The 21,083-nt window shown below is 66.7% G+C and carries 16 protein-coding genes and 1 pseudogene; 13 read left to right on the top strand and 4 right to left on the bottom strand.

The features are described 5' to 3' along the window. Positions 1-963: threo-3-hydroxy-L-aspartate ammonia-lyase (locus tag G3N97_RS24310; protein ID WP_241030805.1), on the top strand; the 963-nt coding region annotated here is incomplete at its 5' end. 46 nt (positions 964-1,009) lie between these two features. Here the strand turns inward: G3N97_RS24310 and G3N97_RS24305 are convergent. Continuing rightward, complete coding sequence (locus G3N97_RS24305; RefSeq protein ID WP_205995490.1) at positions 1,010-1,915, bottom strand: LysR family transcriptional regulator; 906 nt, start codon at positions 1,913-1,915, stop codon at positions 1,010-1,012. Between the two features lie 128 nt (positions 1,916-2,043). Between G3N97_RS24305 and G3N97_RS24300 the strand changes: the two genes are divergently transcribed. The 6 genes from G3N97_RS24300 (at position 2,044) to G3N97_RS24275 (ending at position 11,463) form a co-directional block, all read left to right on the top strand. Further along, entirely contained in the window at positions 2,044-3,381 is a 1,338-nt protein-coding gene (locus tag G3N97_RS24300) for an MFS transporter (protein WP_241030804.1), read from the top strand. 273 nt (positions 3,382-3,654) lie between these two features. Next, on the top strand, positions 3,655-4,302 hold the full coding sequence (locus tag G3N97_RS24295) for a response regulator transcription factor (RefSeq protein WP_241030803.1): 648 nt from the start codon (positions 3,655-3,657) through the stop codon (positions 4,300-4,302). Positions 4,303-4,330: 28 nt separating this feature from the next. Then, complete coding sequence (locus tag G3N97_RS24290) at positions 4,331-5,011, top strand: response regulator transcription factor (protein WP_183712779.1); 681 nt, start codon at positions 4,331-4,333, stop codon at positions 5,009-5,011. Beyond that, positions 5,012-5,692 carry a response regulator transcription factor gene (locus G3N97_RS24285; protein ID WP_205995488.1) on the top strand — a complete coding sequence of 227 codons (681 nt, stop codon included), beginning with the start codon at positions 5,012-5,014 and terminating at the stop codon, positions 5,690-5,692. Positions 5,693-5,977: 285 nt separating this feature from the next. Next, positions 5,978-6,739, top strand: a complete 762-nt coding sequence (locus G3N97_RS24280) for an aquaporin (protein ID WP_205995487.1) — start codon at positions 5,978-5,980, stop codon at positions 6,737-6,739. Between the two features lie 59 nt (positions 6,740-6,798). Next, complete coding sequence (locus G3N97_RS24275) at positions 6,799-11,463, top strand: transporter substrate-binding domain-containing protein (protein WP_205995486.1); 4,665 nt, start codon at positions 6,799-6,801, stop codon at positions 11,461-11,463. 197 nt (positions 11,464-11,660) lie between these two features. Here G3N97_RS24275 and G3N97_RS24270 read toward each other — a convergent pair whose 3' ends face one another. Next, positions 11,661-12,602, bottom strand: coding sequence for a LysR family transcriptional regulator (locus G3N97_RS24270; RefSeq protein WP_205995485.1), 942 nt, complete (start codon positions 12,600-12,602; stop codon positions 11,661-11,663). A gap of 536 nt (positions 12,603-13,138) precedes the next feature. Here G3N97_RS24270 and G3N97_RS24265 point away from each other — a divergent pair. From G3N97_RS24265 to G3N97_RS24255, 3 genes are all read left to right on the top strand, one after another. Beyond that, positions 13,139-14,251: a porin gene (locus G3N97_RS24265; RefSeq protein ID WP_205995484.1), complete on the top strand. Its 1,113-nt coding sequence runs from the start codon at positions 13,139-13,141 to the stop codon at positions 14,249-14,251. Positions 14,252-14,556: 305 nt separating this feature from the next. Next, positions 14,557-14,991 carry a CHRD domain-containing protein gene (locus G3N97_RS24260; RefSeq protein WP_205995483.1) on the top strand — a complete coding sequence of 145 codons (435 nt, stop codon included), beginning with the start codon at positions 14,557-14,559 and terminating at the stop codon, positions 14,989-14,991. Between the two features lie 79 nt (positions 14,992-15,070). Beyond that, the gene (locus G3N97_RS24255) at positions 15,071-16,048 is read left to right on the top strand and encodes an alpha/beta hydrolase (RefSeq protein WP_205995482.1); all 978 of its coding nucleotides are present in this window, start codon (positions 15,071-15,073) and stop codon (positions 16,046-16,048) included. Positions 16,049-16,081: 33 nt separating this feature from the next. On the opposite strand, the gene G3N97_RS24250 is transcribed toward G3N97_RS24255, so the two are convergent. After that, entirely contained in the window at positions 16,082-16,951 is an 870-nt protein-coding gene (locus G3N97_RS24250; RefSeq protein ID WP_205995481.1) for an EcsC family protein, read from the bottom strand. Positions 16,952-17,128: 177 nt separating this feature from the next. Here G3N97_RS24250 and G3N97_RS24245 point away from each other — a divergent pair, with 177 nt between their 5' ends. After that, positions 17,129-18,724 carry an MDR family MFS transporter gene (locus G3N97_RS24245; RefSeq protein WP_205995480.1) on the top strand — a complete coding sequence of 532 codons (1,596 nt, stop codon included), beginning with the start codon at positions 17,129-17,131 and terminating at the stop codon, positions 18,722-18,724. A 72-nt stretch (positions 18,725-18,796) separates the two neighbouring features. Further along, a complete protein-coding gene (locus tag G3N97_RS24240; protein WP_205995479.1) occupies positions 18,797-19,249 on the top strand; it encodes a MarR family winged helix-turn-helix transcriptional regulator in 453 nt (150 codons plus the stop codon). A gap of 118 nt (positions 19,250-19,367) precedes the next feature. Here G3N97_RS24240 and G3N97_RS24235 read toward each other — a convergent pair whose 3' ends face one another. After that, positions 19,368-20,660 carry an amino acid deaminase gene (locus tag G3N97_RS24235; RefSeq protein WP_205995478.1) on the bottom strand — a complete coding sequence of 431 codons (1,293 nt, stop codon included), beginning with the start codon at positions 20,658-20,660 and terminating at the stop codon, positions 19,368-19,370. A gap of 165 nt (positions 20,661-20,825) precedes the next feature. Between G3N97_RS24235 and G3N97_RS24230 the strand changes: the two are divergent. After that, a pseudogene (locus G3N97_RS24230) lies at positions 20,826-21,083 on the top strand (MurR/RpiR family transcriptional regulator); the annotation flags it as partial.

The raw sequence follows: 21,083 nt of genomic DNA, 5'->3' as shown, positions 1-21,083 counted from the left end.
CTGCCCATTACTTTCGACGACGTCGTCGCCGCCCACGAGCGCATTCGCGGCGTCGCGCACCGCACGCCCGTGATGACCTCGCGCACCGCGAACGAACTCGCGGGCGCGGAACTGTTCTTCAAGTGCGAGAACTTCCAGCGCATGGGCGCGTTCAAGTTTCGCGGCGCGTACAACGCCATCGCGCAGTTCACGCCGGAGCAGAAGAAGGGCGGCGTGATCACGTTCTCGTCGGGCAATCACGCGCAGGCGATTGCGCTCTCGGCGCAACTGCTCGGCGTAAAGGCCGTGATCGTGATGCCGCACGACGCGCCCGCCGTGAAGGTCGCGGCCACGCGCGGCTACGGCGGCGAAGTCGTGTTCTACGACCGCTATACCGAAGACCGCGAAGCGCTCGGTCAGCGTCTCGCCGCCGAGCGCGGCCTCACGCTGATTCCGCCCTACGATCACCCGCACGTGATGGCGGGACAGGGCACGGCGGCGAAGGAACTGTTCGAGGAAGCGGGCGGTTTCGACGTGCTGCTCACGCCGCTCGGCGGCGGCGGCCTGCTCTCGGGTTGCGCGACGGCGGCGCATGCGCTCGCGCCCGATTGCCAGGTGATCGGCGTCGAACCGGAAGCGGGCAACGACGGCCAGCGCAGTCTGCAAGGCGGCGCGATCGTCCACATCGAGACGCCCAAGACCATCGCCGACGGCGCGCAGACGCAGCATCTGGGCAACCACACGTTCGCGGTGATCCGCGAGCGCGTGAGCGAGATCGTGACGGTCAGCGACGCGGAACTCGTCGAGACGATGAAGTTCTTCGCCAGCCGCATGAAGATCTACGTCGAGCCGACGGGCTGCCTCGCGGCGGCGGCGGTTCTGCAACGCAAGGTGGACGTGCAGGGCAAGCGCGTGGGCATCGTCATTTCGGGCGGCAACGTCGATCTGCTGCGTTTCGCCGAGCTGGTGAGCGCGCAGCCCTGATCGGCGTGCGGGTCGTCCGCATCGCGAAGCAAATGAAAACGAGGCGCTAGCCGAACAATCCGGCCAGTGCCTCGCGCGCGTTCGTCACGTGCGCGCTTTCGCCGGGACGCCCCGGCAGCAGGTGAAATTCGGCGGACGGCAAGGCGGGCAAGCCGAACGACGCCGGGCAGGCCATCAGTCCGTCGCCGATCGCCGACTCGTTCAGGCAGGCAATGCCCAGGCCCGCCTTCAACGCGAGCTGCAGCCCCGCGACGCCCGATGCCGAATGCGAAATCAGATACGGCATGCGCGCCTCGTCGAGCAGCTTCACCACGTAACGCTGCAACGGGCACGTCACGGGCAGCAGGACGAGCGGCCAGGGCGGCGTCAGCGCGCCACGCTCGCGCAGCATTTCGCGCGCGCTGACCCACACCAGTTTCTCGCGGCGGATCACCGTGCTCGCCGCCGCCGCCGCAGCCGCCGCAGTTTGCGCGCCGCGCTTTCCCGAGCCTTCCACCCTGCGCAGCGACAGGCCGATGTCGAAGGCGTTGTCGCCGGCGCTCGCGTCGATCACGGCGCTGGGCAGCACCGTTACGTGCAGACGCAGGCGCGGATGCTGACTCGCGAAGCGCCGGATGATCGCGGCGACGTCGTGCGGCCGGTAGTAATCGGTGATGGCGATACGCACCTCGCCGTCGAGCGAGCGCCCGAGCATGTCGTCGAACGCGGCATCGCACATCGCGACGATGCGGCGCGCGTGATCGAGCAGCTTCGCACCGGCGGGCGTGGGCGCGACGCCGTATTTGCCGCGCACGAACAGCGGCTGGCCGAGGCGCTCCTCCAGCTTCTTCAACTGCTCGCTCACCGACGACTGGGAGAGGAACACGCGCTCGGCGCCCGCCGAGACGCTGCCCGCCTCCGTGACGGCGATGAAGGTGCGCAACTGCGCGAAATCGAGACCGCGTGCGTTCATAGGACGTGTGCGTGGATCGGCCGGATCGGACGTCGGATCGGGCCTGGAATCCGGATTTCCAGATTTCGGAAATTCCGATGTGATCGTTTGGATATTCCCGCTTTTCCGATAGATGGTGCGCCTCTAGCATGGGCGCAGTCAACCTCTTTCTGGAGCGCATCATGGAGCACGCACAGGGGCGCGGCGCGCCGCATCGATGGAAGGTCTTGAGCGTCGGCGTGGTGGCCAACGCCAGTTTCGCGGCGGCATTCGCGGGCATTCCGGCCACGGCGGTGCTGATTCGCTCGGGCTATCGCATCGGCACGGGCGAACTCGGCTTTTTGCTCGGCATGCTGGGTCTCGGGATCGTGCTGAGCGAATTGCCGTGGGGCATGCTCACCGACCGCTGGGGCGACCGGCGCGTGCTGCTCACGGGACTCGTTTCGACGGGGGCGGCGCTGCTCGCCATGGCCGTCTGGGTCACGCCGACCGCGGCGCGCGTGCCGGGATTGCCGCTGGTCGAAGCGGGCTTTCTCGCCATCGGCTTGCTCGGCGGCAGTGTCAACGGTTCGAGCGGACGCGCGGTGATGGCCTGGTTCGGACCCGCCGAGCGCGGCCTCGCGATGAGCATCCGTCAGACCGCGGTGCCGACGGGCGCCGGCATCGGCGCGTTGCTGATGCCGCTGCTGACGCAGCATGCGGGCTTCGCGTGGATGTACGGCACGCTGGCGGCGATGTGTCTTGCTTCCGCCATTCTGACGATCCTGTGGGTGCGCGAGCCGGACGCGCCGCCCGTCACGCCGACAGCGAGCGCCGACGCCGTATCGGACGCGGCCGTCTCGCCGCTGCGCAGCGCGCCGGTTTGGCGCGTGGTGATCGGCATCGCGGCGCTGTGCATGCCGCAAGTCGCGGTGATCTCGTTCGCGAGCGTCTTTCTGCACGACTTCGGCCACGTGCACGGCGTGGCGATCGGCGCGGCGCTCGCGGCGGTGCAGGGCGGCGCGGCGGTCATGCGCGTCTGGAGCGGACGATGGACCGATCGGCACGGCAACCGCAACGCGTATCTGCGTGCGTGTGCGGCCATCACTGTCGGATTGTTCGTACTGCTGGCGATATCGACCGCGCTCGTGGGACACGCGGGGCAGGGCGTGCAATCGGCGGCGGCGCTGTCGGCACTGTTCGCGTTGCTCGTGGCGGGCGGCATTGCGGCATCGGCGTGGCACGGCGTCGCGTACACCGAACTCGCGACGCAGGCGGGCCACAGCCGAACCGGCACGGCGCTGGCCATGGGCAACAGCGGCGCCTTTCTCGCCTTCTGGGTGGTGCCTTCCGCGATTCCTCTCCTGTTGTCGGCGTTCGGCTGGCCTGCCGTTTGGCTGGCGGCCGCCGCCTGTGGAGCGTTGGCCTGGCCGGCCTTTGCACGTACGCCGCTGGCACGTCAGCGAAGCGGTAATTCGCGCGCCGCGAGACAGCGAGCGTCCGCTTGACTGTCGCCGTATCAGCCCTTCGCTGACAGTATGTTCTGAGGTTTTTTATTTAATTCGCATATCGAATTATTTGATTCCAATAACCGGCACGTGATGCGTATTTAAAGTAAGTTTAACGATTCGGAAATCTCTGATACTGGCAATCGTTAATCGATGTTCAGATGGGAGACCCTGTTGCGTACCGCTCTACGCAGACAAGGCACAGAAGCGAGTTGGCGCGTCCGCCGCGCGCACATCGCCGCCCCTTCCCTGTCACATCGAGAGAGAGCCAACTTGAAGCTACGCGTCGTCCTCGCGGACGATCATCCATTCGTTTTATTGGGCGTTCGTTCCGCGCTCGAAGCCGCAGGCGATGTGCAGGTCGTTGGCGAGGCAGCCAGCCCGTGCGAACTCATCGGCGCGCTCGAACGCTTTCCCTGCGACGTCGCGGTCACTGACCTCACCATGCCCAGCGCGCCGGGCGAGATCGAAGACGGCTTGCCGCTCGTGCGTCGCCTGCGCCGCGACTGGCCGCAATGCCGCATCGTCGTGCTCACCAGCATCACCAACGTGGCCATTCTGCGCGCCGTCCTCGACACGGGAGTGACGGCGCTGCTCAGAAAGAGCGAGCCGATGGAGGAACTCACCGCCGCCGTGCGCGGCGCGGGAAACGGCTTGCGTTACGTCAGCCGGTCGATTCTGAGCGACCTCGCCATCGCGGGCGCGGAGCGCGTGGGTTCAACGCGTGCGCCGCGTCTGTCGCCGCGCGAGTCGGAAGTGGTCCGTCAGTTCGTCTGCGGCCGCACCATCACCGAAATCGCACGCGAACTCGACCGCGACGTGCGGACGGTGAGCCGACAGAAGCGCGACGCCATGGCCAAGCTGGGCGTCAGCAACGACGCCGGACTGTTCGCCTTCGTGCGCGCGCACGGACTGCTATGAGCGGCCCCGCCGCACGCCGGAAATTGCCATGCCCGAGACTCATGAATTGACGCGGCCCGCGCGGATCATCGTCGCGGACGATCATCCACTGGTGCTGTTCGCACTCGAGAATCTGCTTGCCTCGCTGTCCAATCTGCGCGTCGTGGCGCGCGCGCAATCGGTGCCGCAACTGTTCGAGGAGGCGCTGCAGCACGATTTCGACCTCGCCGTGCTGGACCTCTACATGCCCGGCGAGCGCGGCGAGGAAGGCCACGACGCGGTGCAGCGCTTTCAGCGCACCTATCCGGATAAAGCCGTCGTGGTGCTGACCATGGAAGACGAGGCGGCGGCGTTGCGCAGCGCCATCAATCTGAACGTCGAGGCGGTGTTGAGCAAGCGCGACCGCATCGACCTGATTCCCGTGGCGATCGCTTCGGCCATGGCGCGCGAGCACTACATCGGCCCGGTCGTGCGCGAACTGCTGAAGAAGGCCGAGCGCGAGCAGCGCCGCGAGGAGGTGCTGCGGCTGCTGTCACGGCGCGAGTTCGAGGTGCTCACGCATTACGCGTCGGGTCTGGGCGTGACCGAGATCGCGGGGCTGCTCGGGCGCAGCGTGAAAACCATCAGCGCGCAGAAGTGCGCGGCCATGAAAAAGCTCGCGCTCACGACGGACATCGACCTGTACCGCTTCGCGCTCGAATGCGGCGTCGTGCAGGGCGAGGGCCGCTGAATGGCGGAGCAGGCTGAGCAAGCAACGCAAGCGGCGCAGACGGAGCGCGTGCGCGTGATCGTCGCCGACGATCACGAGTGCGTGCGCATCGGCGTGGCCGGTTTGCTGCGGGCGTCGCAGCGTATCGACGTGGTGGCCGAAGCCAGCGACACGCACTCGCTTGCATGCCAGCTCGACGCGCACGTCTGCGACGTCGTGATCTCCGACGTCTGCATGCCGGGCATGGACGGCGAATTCAGTTCGCTCTCCATGCTGCGGCGTCTGGTCCGCACGCCGCGCGCGCCCGCTGTCGTCGTGCTCACCATGATCTCCAGCGCGCCCATGCTCAGCGGCCTCCTGCAACAAGGCCTGCAGGTGATCGTCGACAAGCGCGACGTGCCGCACGCCTTGCTGCCCGCGATCGACGCCGCGCGCGTCCGCGAGCCGTTTCAGTCTGCCTGCACGCGCGCGGCGCTCGATTGCGCGGGCGCGAGCTGCGAACCTTGCGTCGGCGCTCCGAGCGCGCGCGAGTGGGAAGTGCTGCGACTCTACGTGCACGGCATGCCGATCAACGCCATCGCGCGTCAACTCGGGCGCAGCGTGAAGACCGTCAGCACGCAGAAGCGCAACGCGATGCGCAAGTTCGGCCTCGCCACCGAGCGCGAACTGATCGAATTCGCCACGCAGATCGGTCTCACCTGAGCCTCTCCGCAACGCCAGTCCTCCGCCTCGCCATCCGACGTTCTGTCAGATTTCGCGCGCAACCGCGACTGAATCGCCTTCGCATTTTTAGGAGTTGTCCTATCGGACGATGGGACGCCGCTCACCATAATTTAAAGCTCGACGCGCGAATTGTCGGATAGCGCCGGTTTGGCTTTCTCCCTTCGGCATTTCCCCTTCCTGACATCGCTGGCCACTCGTGCGGCGCCCTCGCGGGCGGCCGGCGGGAACGCGCGCGTCGCGCCAGCAGGACAAGGAGACAACACCATGAAGCTCGTAGACCGTGTGGCGGTGGAGGGCGCGGGCACCGCGTGGCTCGTGTTCGTCGGCTGCGCGAGCGCCGCGCTCAACAGCAGCGTGCCCGCGCAGGGCTGGAATGTCTTCGAAATGGCGATGGCGTTCGGTCTCGCGCTGGCGGTGGCGGGCTTCGCGTCGGCGCGGGTGTCGAGTGCGCATTTCAACCCAGCCGTGACGATCGGCTTTGCGGCGTCGGGGCGATTCCGGGTGCGGGATGTCGTGCCGTACATCGCCGCGCAAACCGTCGGCGCGCTCCTCGGCACCGCGTTGCTTGCCTACGTCGCAAGTGGCCGGCCGGGCTTTTCCTTCGCGGTGTCGGATTTCGCCAGCAATGGCTACGACGAACACTCGCCCTGCGAGTACGCGTTCGGCGCGGTGGCGGTCGTCGAATGCGTGATGACTTTCGCGTTCGTGCTGCTTCAACTCGTGATGTCGCGCTCGCCGCAGCGGCGCATGGCCGCGCCATTGGCGCTCGGCGCGTGCCTCGCCGCGATCTATCTGATTGCGATTCCGGTGAGCAACGGCGGCATGAATCCAGCGCGTTCCACCGCGCCCGCTCTGTTTGCCGGCGACTGGGCGCTCGATCAGCTCTGGCTGTTCTGGGCCGCGCCGATGCTGGGCGGCGTCGCGGCGGGCATCGCGCACCGGCTGGCGCTGCGTCTGCGTGCCGGTGCGCGTGTCCGTTCGGGCGCGCAGCGCGACGCGGCTCGCAACGGCCCCAGCCCCAGCTGAGCGAGGCCATTCTCTTGCCGACTCCGCCGCTCCTTTCCACTCGCGCCGCGCAACGATGCGTGTGGAGACGCGGTGCGCCTGGCGGGGCGATCGGCAAGGTCGTCGCGCAGGCGGTGAAACTGGCGCTGGCCTTCTCTCTTGCGATCGCGCTGACAGTATTCGCCACGCCCGCCTCCGCGCGAGCGCAGCAAGTCACGAACGCGGACAGCATGGCCGCCGGGAGCCAGACAGCCAGCCTGCCTTCGCGGCTCGTTGTCGGCGTGCTGGCGGGCGGCTGGCCGCCGCTCGAAGTGCTCGGCGCCCATACGCTCAGCGGTCTCAGCGCCGAATATCTGCGGCTGCTCGTGGGACCGTCGGTGCAACTCGTGCCGCGCGTCTATCCGGACATGAGCGCCTTGCTCGCGGGCGCGTGCGCGGGCGAGGTCGACGTGGTCATGAGCATGGCGCGCGTACCGCAGCGCGAGCGCTGTCTCGCGTTCACGGTGCCCTATCTGAGCGGCGGAAGCGCTTTCGTCACGCGTGCGGGCAATGAGGCGGTCGCCACCACGGCGTCGCGGCTCGCGCACGCGCGCATCGCCGTCGAAAAGGGCTTTGTGTTCGAGGCGATGCTGCGCGAGCGCTTCCCGCGCGCCACCCTCGTCACGTTTGCGACAACCGGCGCGGCGCTCCATGCGGTCGCGCACGGCGCGGCGGACGTCTACGCGGGATTCGCGCCCGTCGTGCGTTACCAGCTTTCGTTCGACGACTACGCCGGTTTGCGCGTGGCGTTCGAGGTGCGGGTCGACGTCTGCGAACTGCGCTTCGGCGTGCCGGTTTCGAAGATCGCCCTGCGCGATCGACTGAACGTGCTGGCGGGCGGCGTGCGTCCGGCCGCTGCTGCGGCGCTGCAGGCGCGCTGGCTCGACGCTCATCCGCAGGCCGGCGCGAACGATACACAGACGGCCGGCGCCCAACGCGTGCCGCCGTTCACGCTCGACGCCCGCGAGCGTGCGTGGCTGGCCGCATTGCCGCCGCTCAAGGTGGGCTTCGACCCGGACTGGCTGCCGTTCAGCGCGATGGGCGCGCGCGGCGGTGCGACGGGCATGGCCAACGATTATCTCGATTACCTGAGCAGCACGCTCGGCGTGACCTTCGTGCGCGTGCCGGTCGCCAACTGGCTGGGCGTCGACGAGCGGTTCCGGCACGGCGATTTCGCGCTGCTCGCCGCCGCGACCGACGAAGGCGTGTTGTCCGAGGGCACGCGCTACACGCAAGCCTACGAACGCTATCCGCTCGTGATCGTGGGGCGCCGCGACGAGCCGATGTCGCGCAGTCTCAAGGATTACGCGAAACGCCGCGTGGTGTTGGCCCCGCACGCGCCGCCGCCTTCCGTGCTGTTCGGCAGCGCGGTGCCGCCGCAGATCGTGCGCGCGCCCACGCTCGAAGCGGGGCTCGCGCTCGTCGAGCGTAATCAGGCCGATGTGCTGATCGGCAACGCGGCGGCGCTCGACGGGCCGCTGAGCGCGCGTTATCTGGAGACGCTCAAGGTGCTCGGCGCGACCGGCATCGACGCGTCGACGGCCTTTGCGGTCCGTGGCGATCTCGCGCCGCTCGCCGCGCTGATCGACCGCGCGCTCGACGCCATGTCGCCGTTCGAGCAGCAGCAGATCCGCAATCGCTGGACCGCGGCGGCAACCGGGCGCGGCGGCGGCTGGAGCGTCAACGCGCTGCGTCTGCTGCCGCTGCTGATCGTGTTCGGCGTGGTGCTGCTGGTCACGCTGCGCGCCCACGCGCTGCTGCAGCGCGAGATGCGCCGCCGCCGTCGCGCCGAGCAGGTGCTCGCGAAACAGGTCGAACTGCAGGACACGATGATGGAGATGATCCCGTACCCGCTCGGTGCGCGCGATCTCGACAACCGCTATCTCGCGGTGAATCGTGCGTATGAAGAGGTGACCGGGCTGCCGCGCGGCGAGGTGCTGGGCCGCACCGGCGCGGCGGTGGCGGCATGGGGCGCGGAGAACAGCGAGCGCGTCGACGACCTGTACAGCAAGGCGCTGGAGACGGGGGAGAGCCAGCGCGTCGAACTGGCCTTCGAGGGGCCGGGCGCGTCCGGCGCGGCGGCCCTGGGCGCCTTGGCGGAACGCGAAAAACGCCACGGCATTTTCTGGACGCGCCTGTGCCGTGACGCGCTCGGCGCGCCGTTCTGCGTCCTCGGCACGATGATCGACATCACCGATATCCGCCGTGCCGAAATGCGCGCGCGCGAGTCGGAACGGCTGCTGTCGGACGTCACCGGCTCGCTGCCCGTGATCGTGTTCCAGCTGCGTCGTCATGCCGATGGACACTACGCATTCCCGTATCTCGCGGGCGACACGCAAGGGCCGCTCGGCGATTCCGCGGCCGAACTGATGCGCGCGAACGCGCTCGATCTGTCGCGCGTGGACAGCCGCGACCGCGCGCGGCTCGCGGCGAAACTCGAACGGTCGGCGCGGCGGCTCGCGCCGGTCAACACCGAATTCCGCTTCGAGGGCACGCCTGCGCCGCTGTGGGTGCGCGCGGAATTCGTGCCGCGCCGCGTCGAGGACGGCGCGGTGGTCTGGAGCGGCTATGCGGTGGATGCGAGCGTCGAGCACGCGCGTGCCGACGAACTCGCCCGCGCGCGCGATCTCGCCGAGGCGGCCTCGCGCGCCAAGGACGATTTCCTCGCCATGATGAGCCACGAGATCCGCACGCCCATGAACGGCGTGCTCGGTCTCGTGGAAGTGCTCGAACGCACGCCGCTGAATCCGGATCAGCATCAGATGGTGGGCATGGTCCACGAATCGGCGGGCGCGCTGCTGCAGATCCTCGACGATCTGCTCGACTATTCGAAGATCCAGGCGGGGCGGCTCGTGATCGACTCGGAGCCGTTCGACGTGCGCGAGCTGGTCGACAACGCGGTCGGGCTGCTCGCCGGGCGCGCGCACGAGAAGGGCCTGCGCATGCGCGTGGACGTCGAGCCCGACGTGGCGGCGCAGTTGCGCGGCGACAGCGGGCGGCTGCGTCAGATTCTCTTCAATCTGCTCAGCAATGCGATCAAGTTCACGCCGCACGGCGAGGTGAGCGTGGGCGTGGCGGCGCAGAATCTCGCGCCCGCCGCCGACGCGCCCGCGCGCCAGCGCGTCACGCTATCGGTTTCCGACACCGGCATCGGCATCGCGCCGCAGGCTCAGGCGCAACTCTTCGAGCCGTTCGTGCAGGCCGAAACATCTACCACGCGGCGCTTCGGCGGCACGGGTCTGGGCCTCACGATCTGCCGCAAGCTCGCGGCGCTGATGGACGGCACGCTCGAATTGCAGAGCGAACTGGGTCGCGGGACGCGCCTCGCGCTGCATATCGATCTGCCGGTCGAAACGCTCGCCGTGCAGGCGAACGGCTTGCGCGGCAAGCGCGCGCTGGTGGTCTGCGACGATGGCGGCGTGGCCGGCGCGCTGATGCACTTCGGCGCGTCGCTCGGCATGGAGATGACGCGTCTGGAGCCCGGCGCGCGGCCGCTGCGGCCGCTGCGAGCGCTGCGCACGATGGTCAAACGCGGCGGCGTCGATCTCGTGTTCGCGTCGGAAGCGCTGGCGGGCGCGCTGGAGGGGCAGGGCGTGCCGCTGCTGCGGCTGACGGAAAATCCCAAGCCGAGCGGTTATCGCGTGGCGGAGAACGGCGTGCGCGTGAGTATCAATCCGCTCTCGTGGCGTGGGCTGAGCGCGGCGTGCGCGATGGCGCTGTCGGGGCTGCCGAACGTCGCGGTGCGCCCGGCCGATGCGTCGGAAAGCGGTCTCGCCGCGCCCGATCGCGAGAAGGAGCGCGCGGCGGGCCGCCTGATCCTCGTGGCCGAAGATCATCCGGTCAACCAGGAATTGATCCGTCATCAGCTCGCGCTGCTCGGCTTTGCGTGCGATGTGGTCGACGACGGCGCACAGGCGCTCGAGGCGCTGGCGAGCGAGCGTTACGGCTGCCTCATCACCGACTGTCATATGCCGAACGTCTCGGGCTACGACCTCGCGCGCCGCGTGCGCGAACTCGAAGGCGAGCGGGAGAATGCTGATGAGCCTGCGAGCGCCGCCGCCCGCTTGCCGATTCTCGGCATCACCGCCAACACGGCGCCCGAAAATGTGCGCCTGTGCTACGAGGCGGGCATGGACGATTGCCTCATCAAGCCCACGCGCGTCGCGACGCTGCGCGAGCACCTCGCGCGCTGGTTCGGCGCGGAGGGCGTGCATCGCGCGGCGGAGGCGTCGGCGGAGCGCGGCGTTTCCTGTCCGCATCGCGCGCAGGGCGAAGATTGCGCCGACTGCGCCACCAGCGCCGACTGCCAGGTATCGGCCGCTCAGTCGCGATCGGTGGGTTCGGCGGGAGCGGGAACGCGCGAACTGGAACCGCTCGACCTCGCGCACATGATTCAGGTGTGGGGCAGCGAAGCGACGGTGAAGACTTTGCTCGCCTCGTTCGTGAGCGCCGTGCGCGACGATCTGGACGCGCTGCCGCCGCTGCTCGAAGACGTGGATATCGCGGGCCTGCGCGACTGGCATCACCGGCTCGCGGGCGCGGTGGGCGTGCTGCAATATCCGGCGCTGCTCGCGGTGCTCGAAACGTATCGCCGTCACATGAACAGTCACACAGCGGAGCAGTTGCGCGACGAGGGCTTCGAATTGATTCGCACCTGTCATGCGCTACTCGACAACATCGAGCAGCAGGCGGCGCTATTGGCTTAGGTATTTTCTGTCAGCCGAATGGCGTGAAACTGACAGAACTGCCAGAAAGGAATGCGAAATGACGCGCGGACGCGCGCAGCATAAAAAAAACGCGGCCGAAGCCGCGTTCAAGCTTGGAGACCCTTCGATGAAGAGTCACTTCTCGCATCGGGAAGCTTAGTCCGCGTGCCGATAAAAATCGAGATAAAAACGATCAATTAACTATTACACGAAGTGTCGATAATCGTCTGAGGCGGCGACTCGTGCCGCCGGAACCACTCGACGGTGAAATCGACGAACGAGCGCGTCTTGGCGGGCACGTGACGGCGGCCCGGATAGACGAGCGAGAGTTCCTTGTCGGCGTCGCGGATCTCGTAGCCGTCGAGCACGCGCACGAGCGCGCCTTGCGCGAGATCGGCGGCGACCTGGCTGGCGGGCAGGATCGTGATGCCCATGCCCGCGAGCGCCGCTTGACGCAACATCGACGAATTGTTGACCGCGTAGGCCGGTTCGATCAGCACGGGCTCGCGCGCGCCGCCGGGCGACGCGAAGTGCCACTCGTTGCCGTGGATGTCGGCGGACGGCGCGAGCAGCGTGTGGCGCGCGAGATCGGCGGGACGCGCGGGCGCGCGATGACGACCGAGGTAGTCGGGCGACGCCACCGCGACCGGCGCGATGGTGACGAGCGGGCGGCGGATCAGCGTGCCGCCGCTTACCTGGCGCGGCGCGACGATGCCCGCGTCGAAACCTTCTTCGATCAGATCGACGGGCCGATGCAGCAGCGTAAGCGCGAGCCGTACATGCGCAAACGCGGCGAGGTACTGCTTGAGCAGCGGCGTGAGGCCGTGCAGCGCGAACGACGCGTGCGCGACCACCCGCAACGTGCCCGACGGCACGGAAACGCCGTGCGCGATCTGCGTTTCGACACGCTCGAGATCTTCGAGCAGATGACGGCATGCTTGCGAATACGCGCTGCCAGCTTCGGTCAGCGACACGCTGCGCGTGTTGCGGTTGATGAGGCGCGTATCGAGATGCGCTTCGAGCAGCGCCACGTAGCGCGTGACGACCGCGTTCGAGAGATTGAGACTCGCGGCCGCGCGGCCGAACGAGCCCTGTTCGGCAACGCTGACGAATACGCGCATTGCCTGCAATTGATTCATGTTCTTCGGTCGCATCGACGTGAGCGCGTGTGGGTCGCGCAATGGAGGCGGGAAAATAAAAATGGATAAACGGTAAAAGCGTTAAATTCCGTTTTGCATTCGATGAATAAAAATAGTGGAATAAAAGGAAATCGAACGCGGGACTTTGCGCCCTCTATGACGGATAGTACCCAGCGAAACAGGCCCATGAAAATGAGACTGCTCTGAATCTTTGGCGCATCGCGCTCGCAGCGTGTTGTCTATCGGCAACGCTATATCGGGATAGTGTTTCGCACGGTGCGCACGCGCGAAGAATAGAGATAAAGCGTGCGCATTGCCACTCAAGCGATTGCAGAGACAACACGCGCAATCATTCGACATTTTCGAAAATGCTTTTGTCCAATGGCGGGATGGCCTCCTTAAAACGCACGCCCATAAACTTCGGGTTGCATATCAATACGGCGCCCCACTCGCGGCGCGAGGGATCTGGCGAGGCCGGCACCTTGCCCGGCGGCGACATCCACTTTTGCCGAAAGGCTTTGCATCGAAGGAAGCATATGAAAAAGCATCTGGTAATCGCAGCGGCAGTCGCTGCGACGTTCGCATCGGCGTCGTACGCGCAAAGCAGCGTCACGCTGTACGGTATCGTCGACGCGGGCTTCACGTACACGACGAACATCGGTAACGAGCGCAATTTCGCCCTGACGAGCGGCAACGTCCAGGCAAGCCGTTGGGGCCTGCGCGGCGTTGAAGATCTGGGTGGCGGGCTGAAGACGGTCTTCAACCTCGAAAGCGGCTTCGACGTGATGAACGGCAGCAACGCCGTCGGCGGCAAGATGTTCAATCGCCAGGCCTTTGTCGGTCTTTCGCACGCTCAGCTCGGTACGGTCACGTTCGGCCGTCAGTTCGACTCGGTGATCGACTACGTCGGCCCGCTGATGGCCGTCGGCACGTGGGGCGGCACGTACATGGCGCACGTCATGGACAACGACAACGGCAATGGCTCGTTCTCGCTGAACAACTCGATCAAGTACACGAGCGCGAACTACTCGGGCTTCCAGTTCGGCGGCACGTACGCGTTCTCGAACCAGGCCGGCGGCTTCGCGAACAACCGCGCATACAGCGCGGGCGCAAGCTACCAGAACGCCGGTCTGCGCGTCGGCGCCGGCTACCTGCAGGCGCAGGGCATGAACCGTAACGACAACGGCGCGGTCGCTGGCGACCCGCTGGGCGCGAACGAGCGTCAGCGTACCTGGGGTGCCGGCGCGAACTACACGTACGGCCCGGTGGTCGGCGGCGTGGTGTTCACGCAAACGCGTCTGAACAACTTCACTGCGGACAAGTCGATCCGCTTCAACAACATCGAAGGCAACGTGCGCTACAACCTGACGCCGGTACTCGGCATCGGCGCGATGTACACGTACACGAACGCGAACGGCGACGGCGTCGACAACGGCACCGGCAGCCGCTCGGTGCACTGGCATCAGTTCGGCCTGCAAGCCGACTACGCGCTCTCGAAGCGCACCGACATCTACCTCGAAGGCGTTGGCCTGTGGGGCTCGGGTCAGAACGCCGTGGGCCTGACGCAAGTCGGCTACACGTCGGACGGCGGTGTCTCGTCGTCGAAGAACCAGGGGATCATCACGACGGGTATCCGTCACCGCTTCTAAGCAAGTTTCCAGGCAAGCTTCTAAAAAAGCATGAACCGCGCGATCCGGGTCCCGGCCGGATCGCGCGGATCGTTGCACAACAAGTTGGGTAGGCAATCAAGTCGTACTTGGGTTGGAGAGCGTCGCTTGCGGCGCTCTTTTTTTTCGCCCGCTGCTTTCATCGGGCTTCCCGCTTCCATTGCTGCAAGCAGCATGCTGCAATCGGTATCCGACGCCGTTATCGGATTTGCTCTAGCATGTGGCTACACGCGCGCAGCCGTCGCCAACGGTCTGGTGCGCTGCGTCACAACAAACGGAGAACTCCCATGAAAGCGCTTCGTCCGCTGCAGTTTGCTCTCGCACTGTGTGTCCTTGCCTCCAGCGCCGCCATCGCCGACACCGTCGCGCTCAAGGCCGATCTCGAACCCTCCAGTGAAGTGCCGCCGCGCGTGAGCAAGGGCCACGGCATGCTCAATGCGACCTTCGACACGTCGACGAAAGCGCTCAACTGGACCATCACCTACGAAGGCCTGACGACGCCGGTGACGGCCGCGCACTTTCACGGTCCTGCGCCCGTCGGTCAGAACGCCGGCGTGCAGGTGCCGATTCCGAAGGGTGAACTGGCGAGCCCGATCAAGGGTTCCGCGACGCTCAACGACAAGCAGGTCACCGATCTGATGGCCGGCCAGTGGTACTTCAACGTGCATACGCAGCAGAATCCGTCCGGCGAAATCCGCGGCCAGGTGTTGCCCGCGAACTGAGCGGCGTTGAAGCGTTCACCTCCAGGGAGCCAATGATCCCATTGACGAGTCGTTCAGGCGGTGCACGGGAATCCGCACGATGAGCCTGCAAAACAAGCTGATCTGCTGGGCGCTGCGCCGCCGTTTCCTGCCTGAGACGCGCAAACCGGTCGACGTGGCGCGCACGCGGGCGCTCACGGAAAAGCGCGTCTGGCTGCCGCCGGTGCCGAAGGGCTGGCAGCTTTACGCGCAGCCCGAAGCGCGCGAGCAAGGTGGCGCCGACGCGCCGTCCGTGCGCGGCGAATGGCTGGTGCGCGAGGGCGGGGCGCAGCGCACGATTCTCTATCTGCATGGCGGCGGCTATTACTTCTGTTCGCCGCGCACGCATCGCGCGATTACGTTCGGGCTCGCCACGCGCGCCGATGCCGATGTTTTCTCGCTCGACTATCGCCTCGCGCCCGAGCATCCGTTTCCTGCTGCGCTCGACGATGCACTGGCCGCCTATCGGCGTTTGCTCGACGAGGGCGCGCCCGCTGCGTCGCTCGTGATCGCGGGCGATTCGGCAGGCGGCGGACTCGCGCTCGCCACGCTGGTTGCCTTGCGCGATGCCGGCGATCCGCTCCCGGGCGGCGCGCTGCTCTATTCGCCGTGGACCGATCTGGCGTGCACGGGCGCGTCGATCCGCGAAAACGATGGCCGCGATCCGATGTTCTGCGGCGACGTCTTCGCGCGCATCGCGTCGATGTATCTGGGCGAGACGCGCGCGACGCATCCTTATGTGTCGCCGCTTTATGCCGATTTTCACGGCTTGCCGCCGCTCTTTCTGCTCGCGGGCAGCACCGAAACGCTGCTCGACGACACCTTGCGTGTCGCCGAGCGCGCGCGCGCCGCGGGTGTGAGCGTCGAGTGCGAGATCGGGCGCGATCTGCCGCATATCTGGCCGATCTACGCGCCGTTCATGCCGGAGGCGCGGCGCGCGCTCGACGCCTCCGCGCGTTTCGTGAAGCAGGTCAGCGCCGCCGATGTCACCGCGCGAGCGCGCAAGGCCGCCGCATTGCCGACGCAAACCGTCGCGTGACGCGGGTGCACGCGGAGATTGCGTGAAGCGCGCTTATTCCATCGCGAGATCGATTGCGTCGTAGGCCGCGTGGATCGCGGCTTCGCCGTATTTGCGCTCCAGCCGCCGCACGGTGAAGTGACCGTGCGCGACGTTCTGGAAGTGGTCGATGAACACCGTGTTGACCATCGCGCCCAGCACCGCGCCGATGGCCGGAATCGATTTCGCGGCCACCTGCTCGCTGACCTGCACGGAAAAACGCGTGGCGACCGTCTGCATGAGCTTGAGCAGCGCGGTCGAACCATGCGCGGCGAAGCCCTTCGTCGCCATTTCCGATGACGCCTTCGACACCGCCTGCGCCAGCGCGCCGCGCACGATGAAGTAGCCGAAGTCGGCTTCGTCGTCGGCGGCGGAGCGTCCGCCCATGCCGAATACGGTCAGACATTGCAGCTGCGTGTCGGCGCTCGCGAGCGGCTCGCCTTCGCTGCGCGCGATATCGCAGATCGAGCGGAACATCAGCGTGGTCGTGACGGGCAATTCGACCGGCAGCGCGAACAGGCCGAACGCGCCGCCCGCCGCGCCGGTGGTCGCGACGGCGAACTTGTGCAGCAGGTTGCTGGGTTTCGACACGGCCGCCCCACCGTTTTGCGCGCTATTCAAGCCGACGCTCGCCAGCGCGCCTTCGCTCTGCTTGCCGAGCGTCTTGAGCGCGATCTGCAGGCATTTGCGCAAGGCGGCCTGGGTGGCGTCGTTGACCTTGTCGTTGGCGATGGCGGGCAGCTTCCCGATCAGCTTTTCGACCGGCGCGCCGACGATGGCGGCCAGCTTCATGCCGAGCGGCGGCGTTTCGAGTTCATGCTTCGCGCGTTTGAGCGCGGCGAGATCGACGTCGGACAGATCGGCGATATTGGCATTTGGCCCCATAACTCTCCCGATGAAAGCGGCGTGGCGCGACGGATTGAGCGCGCCCGGAAACACCTGTCAGCACGCAAAAAGCGTGCGCCCCGTCGAGCTAAACCCTCCATTAGACGCCCAGTGTAGAGGATCGCACCATGCTATGATTCGTAATCTTTGACGCGTCAAACGTTGCGGGATCAAAAAATGGCCGTTCATACCGCCGCCCACCATTCCAGCGGGCAGGTGCTGCCGTTCCGCGAGTCGCTGCTCGCCATGCTCGGCGTCTCGTTCGTGACCATGCTGGTCGCGCTCGATCAGACCGTCGTCGGCACCGCGCTGCCGACCATCGTCGCCGACCTGCGCGGCTTCGAGCTTTACGCGTGGGTCGCCACGTCCTATCTGCTGACCTCGGTTGTCACCGTCCCCATTTTTGGCCGGCTCGGCGATTACTACGGGCGCAAACCCTTCGTGATCGCGTCGATCGTCGTCTTCACGGCCGCCTCGGTGCTCTGCGGCGCGGCCAACAGCATGTTGTTCCTCGTGATCGCGCGCGGCCTGCAAGGTATCGGCGGCGGCATGCTCGTGGGGACCGCGTTCGCCTGCATTCCCGATCTCTTTCCCGATTCGGTCGTGCGCCTGCGCTGGCAGGTGCTGATGAGTTCGGCGTTCGGCATCGCCAACGCGGTCGGGCCGTCGCTCGGCGGCTTTCTCACGCAGTACTACGGCTGGCGTTCGGTGTTCTACGTGAACCTGCCGGTCGGCCTGCTTTCGCTGTACTTCGTCTGGCGTTTCCTGCCGCATCTGCGCCAGGTCGCGCACACCGGACGCATGCGACTCGACTGGCCTGGCGCGCTGCTGATCGCCGTGACGCTCGGCTGCCTGCAACTGTTCGTCGAGCGTCTGCCCGAACATGGCGTGACGTTCGGCGCGCTCGGCTTGCTCGCGCTCGCCGTGGCGGCGGCGTGGGCGCTGTGGCGATGGGAGCGGCGCTGCCCGCAGGCGATCCTGCCCGTCGACATGTTCCGCAACGCGAGCCTCAACGCGCTGTTCACGCTCGCCGTGCTCGGCGGCTTCACGATGTTCTCGCTGCTGTTCTACGCGCCGCTGCTGTTCCAGGGCGGCTTCGGCATGTCGCCGAACGAAGCGGGCGTGGTCATCACGCCGCTGGTGGTGTTCATCACGATCGGCAGCATTGCGAACGGGCGCATCGTGTCGCGTATCCGCAATCCGAACCTGATGCTCTACATCGGTTTCGCGATGCTCGCAATCGCCTGTCTCGCGGTCGCGCTCGCGACGCGCTCCATGCCGCGCACGCTGCTGATGACGTTCATGATCCTCGGCGGTCTCGGGCTCGGTTTCGTGATGCCGAATCTCACCGTGTTCGCGCAGCAGACGGCGGGCCGCGAGCATCTCGGCATCGCGACGGCGCTGCTGCAGTCGCTGCGCATGATCGGCGGGATGATCGGCACGGCGCTGACCGGCACGATGGTCACGCAGCTTTACGCGAGCGGCGTGCAGAAGGCGCTTGCCGCCGATCAGGCGACGCACTGGCTGCCGCAACTCGCCGATCCGCAGATTCTGGTGAATCGCGACGCGCAGACCGCGCTGATTGGCGAACTCGCCAAGGCCGGGCACAATGGCGCGCCGCTGCTCGAAGCCGCGCGCGAGGCGCTGGTGGGCGCGATCCATCTGGGCATCGCGCTGGCGGCGCTGGTCGCGCTCGTCTCGCTATGGCAGACGCGGCGCGTGCCGCTCATCAAGCTTCAGCGCAAGGTCGAGCCCGTGATTCACGCGGACTGACGGCGGGTGTTTGCCGCGTCTTTTATCAACACCGCCCAACCCCGCTTTAACCGCCAGGCAGGATTTTTCAGCATGGAAACTCAGGACCGCATCGCCATCGTTCAGCAGTTCGGACGCACCTATCGCGCTTTCATGTCGGCGTTCGAGGCGCAGGTGGGGCATCCGCTGCCGCGCTGGCGCATCCTGCTCGCGCTGCACGACCAGAACGGCGAGTCGTCGCAGAAGCGCCTCGTCGAGCGTCTGCGCGTGGACCCGGGCGCGCTCACGCGGCAGCTGAAGCCGCTCGAAGCGCTCGGCTGGATCGCGCGCAGCGCCGATGAACGCGACAACCGCATCACCAACGTGAAGCTCACGGCCGCCGGGCGCGAGGTGATCGAAGCGGGCTTGCCGCGCCGCAATGCGTTTCTGAACCAGACGATGTCGCTGCCCGACGACGCGCTCACTGCGCTGTCGGGCGCGTTGAAGATGATGGAGGAGCGGATCGGCGTCGCGGCGGTGCGGGTCGGCGCGCAGGAAGGGGCGTGAATGTGGCGTGAATGTGCCGTGAATGTGGCGTGAGTCGCGCTTAACGCCCGCGCAAAAAATTCAGGCGGCGGCGCACACTGTGCGACCGCCGCCTTGTTACATCGAGACGCGGAAAAAATCAGAAGAACGTTTCGATCACTTCGGTCACGCGATACTGGCCGTCCACCATCAGCAACTGACGCCACTTGTCGAACGTGAGACACGGGTGCGAGATGTCGAAGCCGATCATGTCGCCGACCTGAATATCCGCGCCCGCCGGGATCTGCAGATACGCGTGCTGATCCATCATCTGAAACACTTCCCAGCCTTCGCTCGCGGCGATCTCGCGCGGCGTGCCCGTCACCTCGCCGTCGCGTGACGGACGATAGTGGCGCGTGGCTTCCGGAAAGCCCGCGTCGAAGGCGGCGTCGCGCTTGCCGAAGCCGATGATCGCGCGGCCCGGTTCGGGAATCGACTGCACATAGGCCCACAGTTGCAGCGCGGGCAGCAGCGCCACGCCCATTTCGCGCGCGACCGGATTGCGCGTGAGGATCTGCGATTGCGCCTGCTTGTAGACGCCCACGTCGTGCGTGAGATAGCAGCCGGGGCGCAGCACCACGTCGATCGTGCCCGCCTGGCTGGCCTGCGCGAATTCTTCGGCGACCACGTCGTACCACGCCGAACCCGCGCCCGAGAGCAGCGCGGGCGAGCGCGAGAAGCGGCCCGCGGCGGCGAGTTCCTCGGTCACGTTGAGCGCGTCGCGCAGGAAGGTGCGCACTTCGCTTTCTTCCTTGAGGATGCCTTCGTAGATCTCGACGCCCGCGAGTTGCAGCGAATCGGGATAGCGCGCGATGGCGTCGAGCACGTCGCGGCGCGTGTCGGCGTCGCGCACGCCGGTGCGCCCGCGCGGCACGCCGAGTTCGAGCAGCAGGTTCAGCGTGCGGCGCGAGGCGCGGAAGAATTCGCCAAGCTGTTCGACGCCCGCGACTGAATCGACGAGACAGTAGAACTCGAACTCCGGATCGCTGAGCAGTTCGGCGATGATCGCCATGTTGCGGCGGCCCACGAGCTGGTTGGCCATCAGCACGCGCGTGACGCCGCCGCGATACGCGGCGCGCGTCTGATGCGCCGTGGCGAGCGTGATGCCCCACGCGCCCGTTTCGAGCTGGCGGCGGAACAGTTGCGGCGCCATCGTGGTCTTGCCGTGCGGCGCGAGCTTCACGCCGTAGCGCGTGACGAACTCCTGCATCCACTTCAGATTGTGTTCGACGCGATCCGCATACAGAACGGCGGCTGGCAGGCTCACGTCTTCGGCGAGCAGATTCCATTCGAGACGGCCCGCGTCCTGCAGCGGCACGCTCGCGCCGGGCACGTTGCCGAGGCCCTTGCTGTTCGGGTCGATCGTCGCACTCTGATAGTTTGTAACTTTCATCTCGGTTCGCTCCATATTCTCCATTGCGCCTGATATTACGGTACAGACAGGTTCGCCGTTGACTCGGTGATAGTACACAAAGTACCATCGCTTCGTGAATTGTTATTTACTAACACGGCGCTTTCGCCTTTCCCCTCTGTTCCGTCCGCTTACGTCCTGCCTGCCATGAATTCTGCCGCCGAACCGGGCCGCTTCGACATCGTCGCGCGCATCGCGCAATGCGTGCCGGATCTGCGTCCCGCCGAGCGCGACGTCGCCGCGCTGATTCTCGACGATCTCGCCAGCGCCGCGCGCGCGAGTATCGGCGAACTGGCGCGGCGCGCGGGCGTGAGCATCGCGACCGTCACGCGCTTCGCCAAGGCCGTCGGCTGCCACGACGTGCGCGAACTCAAACTGCGTCTCGCCCAGGCGGCCGCCGTGGGC

The sequence above is a fragment of the Paraburkholderia sp. Ac-20347 genome (genome assembly GCF_017104805.1).
Lineage (GTDB): Bacteria > Pseudomonadota > Gammaproteobacteria > Burkholderiales > Burkholderiaceae > Paraburkholderia > Paraburkholderia tropica.
Note: the sequence above shows the minus strand (reverse complement) of the source record. Positions and strands in the feature narration are given on the sequence as shown.

Excerpts from the sequence above, each read along its gene's own strand:
- G3N97_RS24305 (WP_205995490.1), bottom strand. The coding sequence starts at position 1,915 with ATGAACGCACGCGGTCTCGATTTCGCGCAGTTGCGCACCTTCATCGCC.
- G3N97_RS24300 (WP_241030804.1), top strand. The coding sequence starts at position 2,044 with ATGGGCGCAGTCAACCTCTTTCTGGAGCGCATCATGGAGCACGCACAG.
- G3N97_RS24290 (WP_183712779.1), top strand. The coding sequence starts at position 4,331 with ATGCCCGAGACTCATGAATTGACGCGGCCCGCGCGGATCATCGTCGCG.
- G3N97_RS24285 (WP_205995488.1), top strand. The coding sequence starts at position 5,012 with ATGGCGGAGCAGGCTGAGCAAGCAACGCAAGCGGCGCAGACGGAGCGC.
- G3N97_RS24280 (WP_205995487.1), top strand. The coding sequence starts at position 5,978 with ATGAAGCTCGTAGACCGTGTGGCGGTGGAGGGCGCGGGCACCGCGTGG.
- G3N97_RS24270 (WP_205995485.1), bottom strand. The coding sequence starts at position 12,602 with ATGAATCAATTGCAGGCAATGCGCGTATTCGTCAGCGTTGCCGAACAG.
- G3N97_RS24265 (WP_205995484.1), top strand. The coding sequence starts at position 13,139 with ATGAAAAAGCATCTGGTAATCGCAGCGGCAGTCGCTGCGACGTTCGCA.
- G3N97_RS24260 (WP_205995483.1), top strand. The coding sequence starts at position 14,557 with ATGAAAGCGCTTCGTCCGCTGCAGTTTGCTCTCGCACTGTGTGTCCTT.
- G3N97_RS24255 (WP_205995482.1), top strand. The coding sequence starts at position 15,071 with ATGAGCCTGCAAAACAAGCTGATCTGCTGGGCGCTGCGCCGCCGTTTC.
- G3N97_RS24250 (WP_205995481.1), bottom strand. The coding sequence starts at position 16,951 with ATGGGGCCAAATGCCAATATCGCCGATCTGTCCGACGTCGATCTCGCC.
- G3N97_RS24245 (WP_205995480.1), top strand. The coding sequence starts at position 17,129 with ATGGCCGTTCATACCGCCGCCCACCATTCCAGCGGGCAGGTGCTGCCG.
- G3N97_RS24240 (WP_205995479.1), top strand. The coding sequence starts at position 18,797 with ATGGAAACTCAGGACCGCATCGCCATCGTTCAGCAGTTCGGACGCACC.
- G3N97_RS24235 (WP_205995478.1), bottom strand. The coding sequence starts at position 20,660 with ATGAAAGTTACAAACTATCAGAGTGCGACGATCGACCCGAACAGCAAG.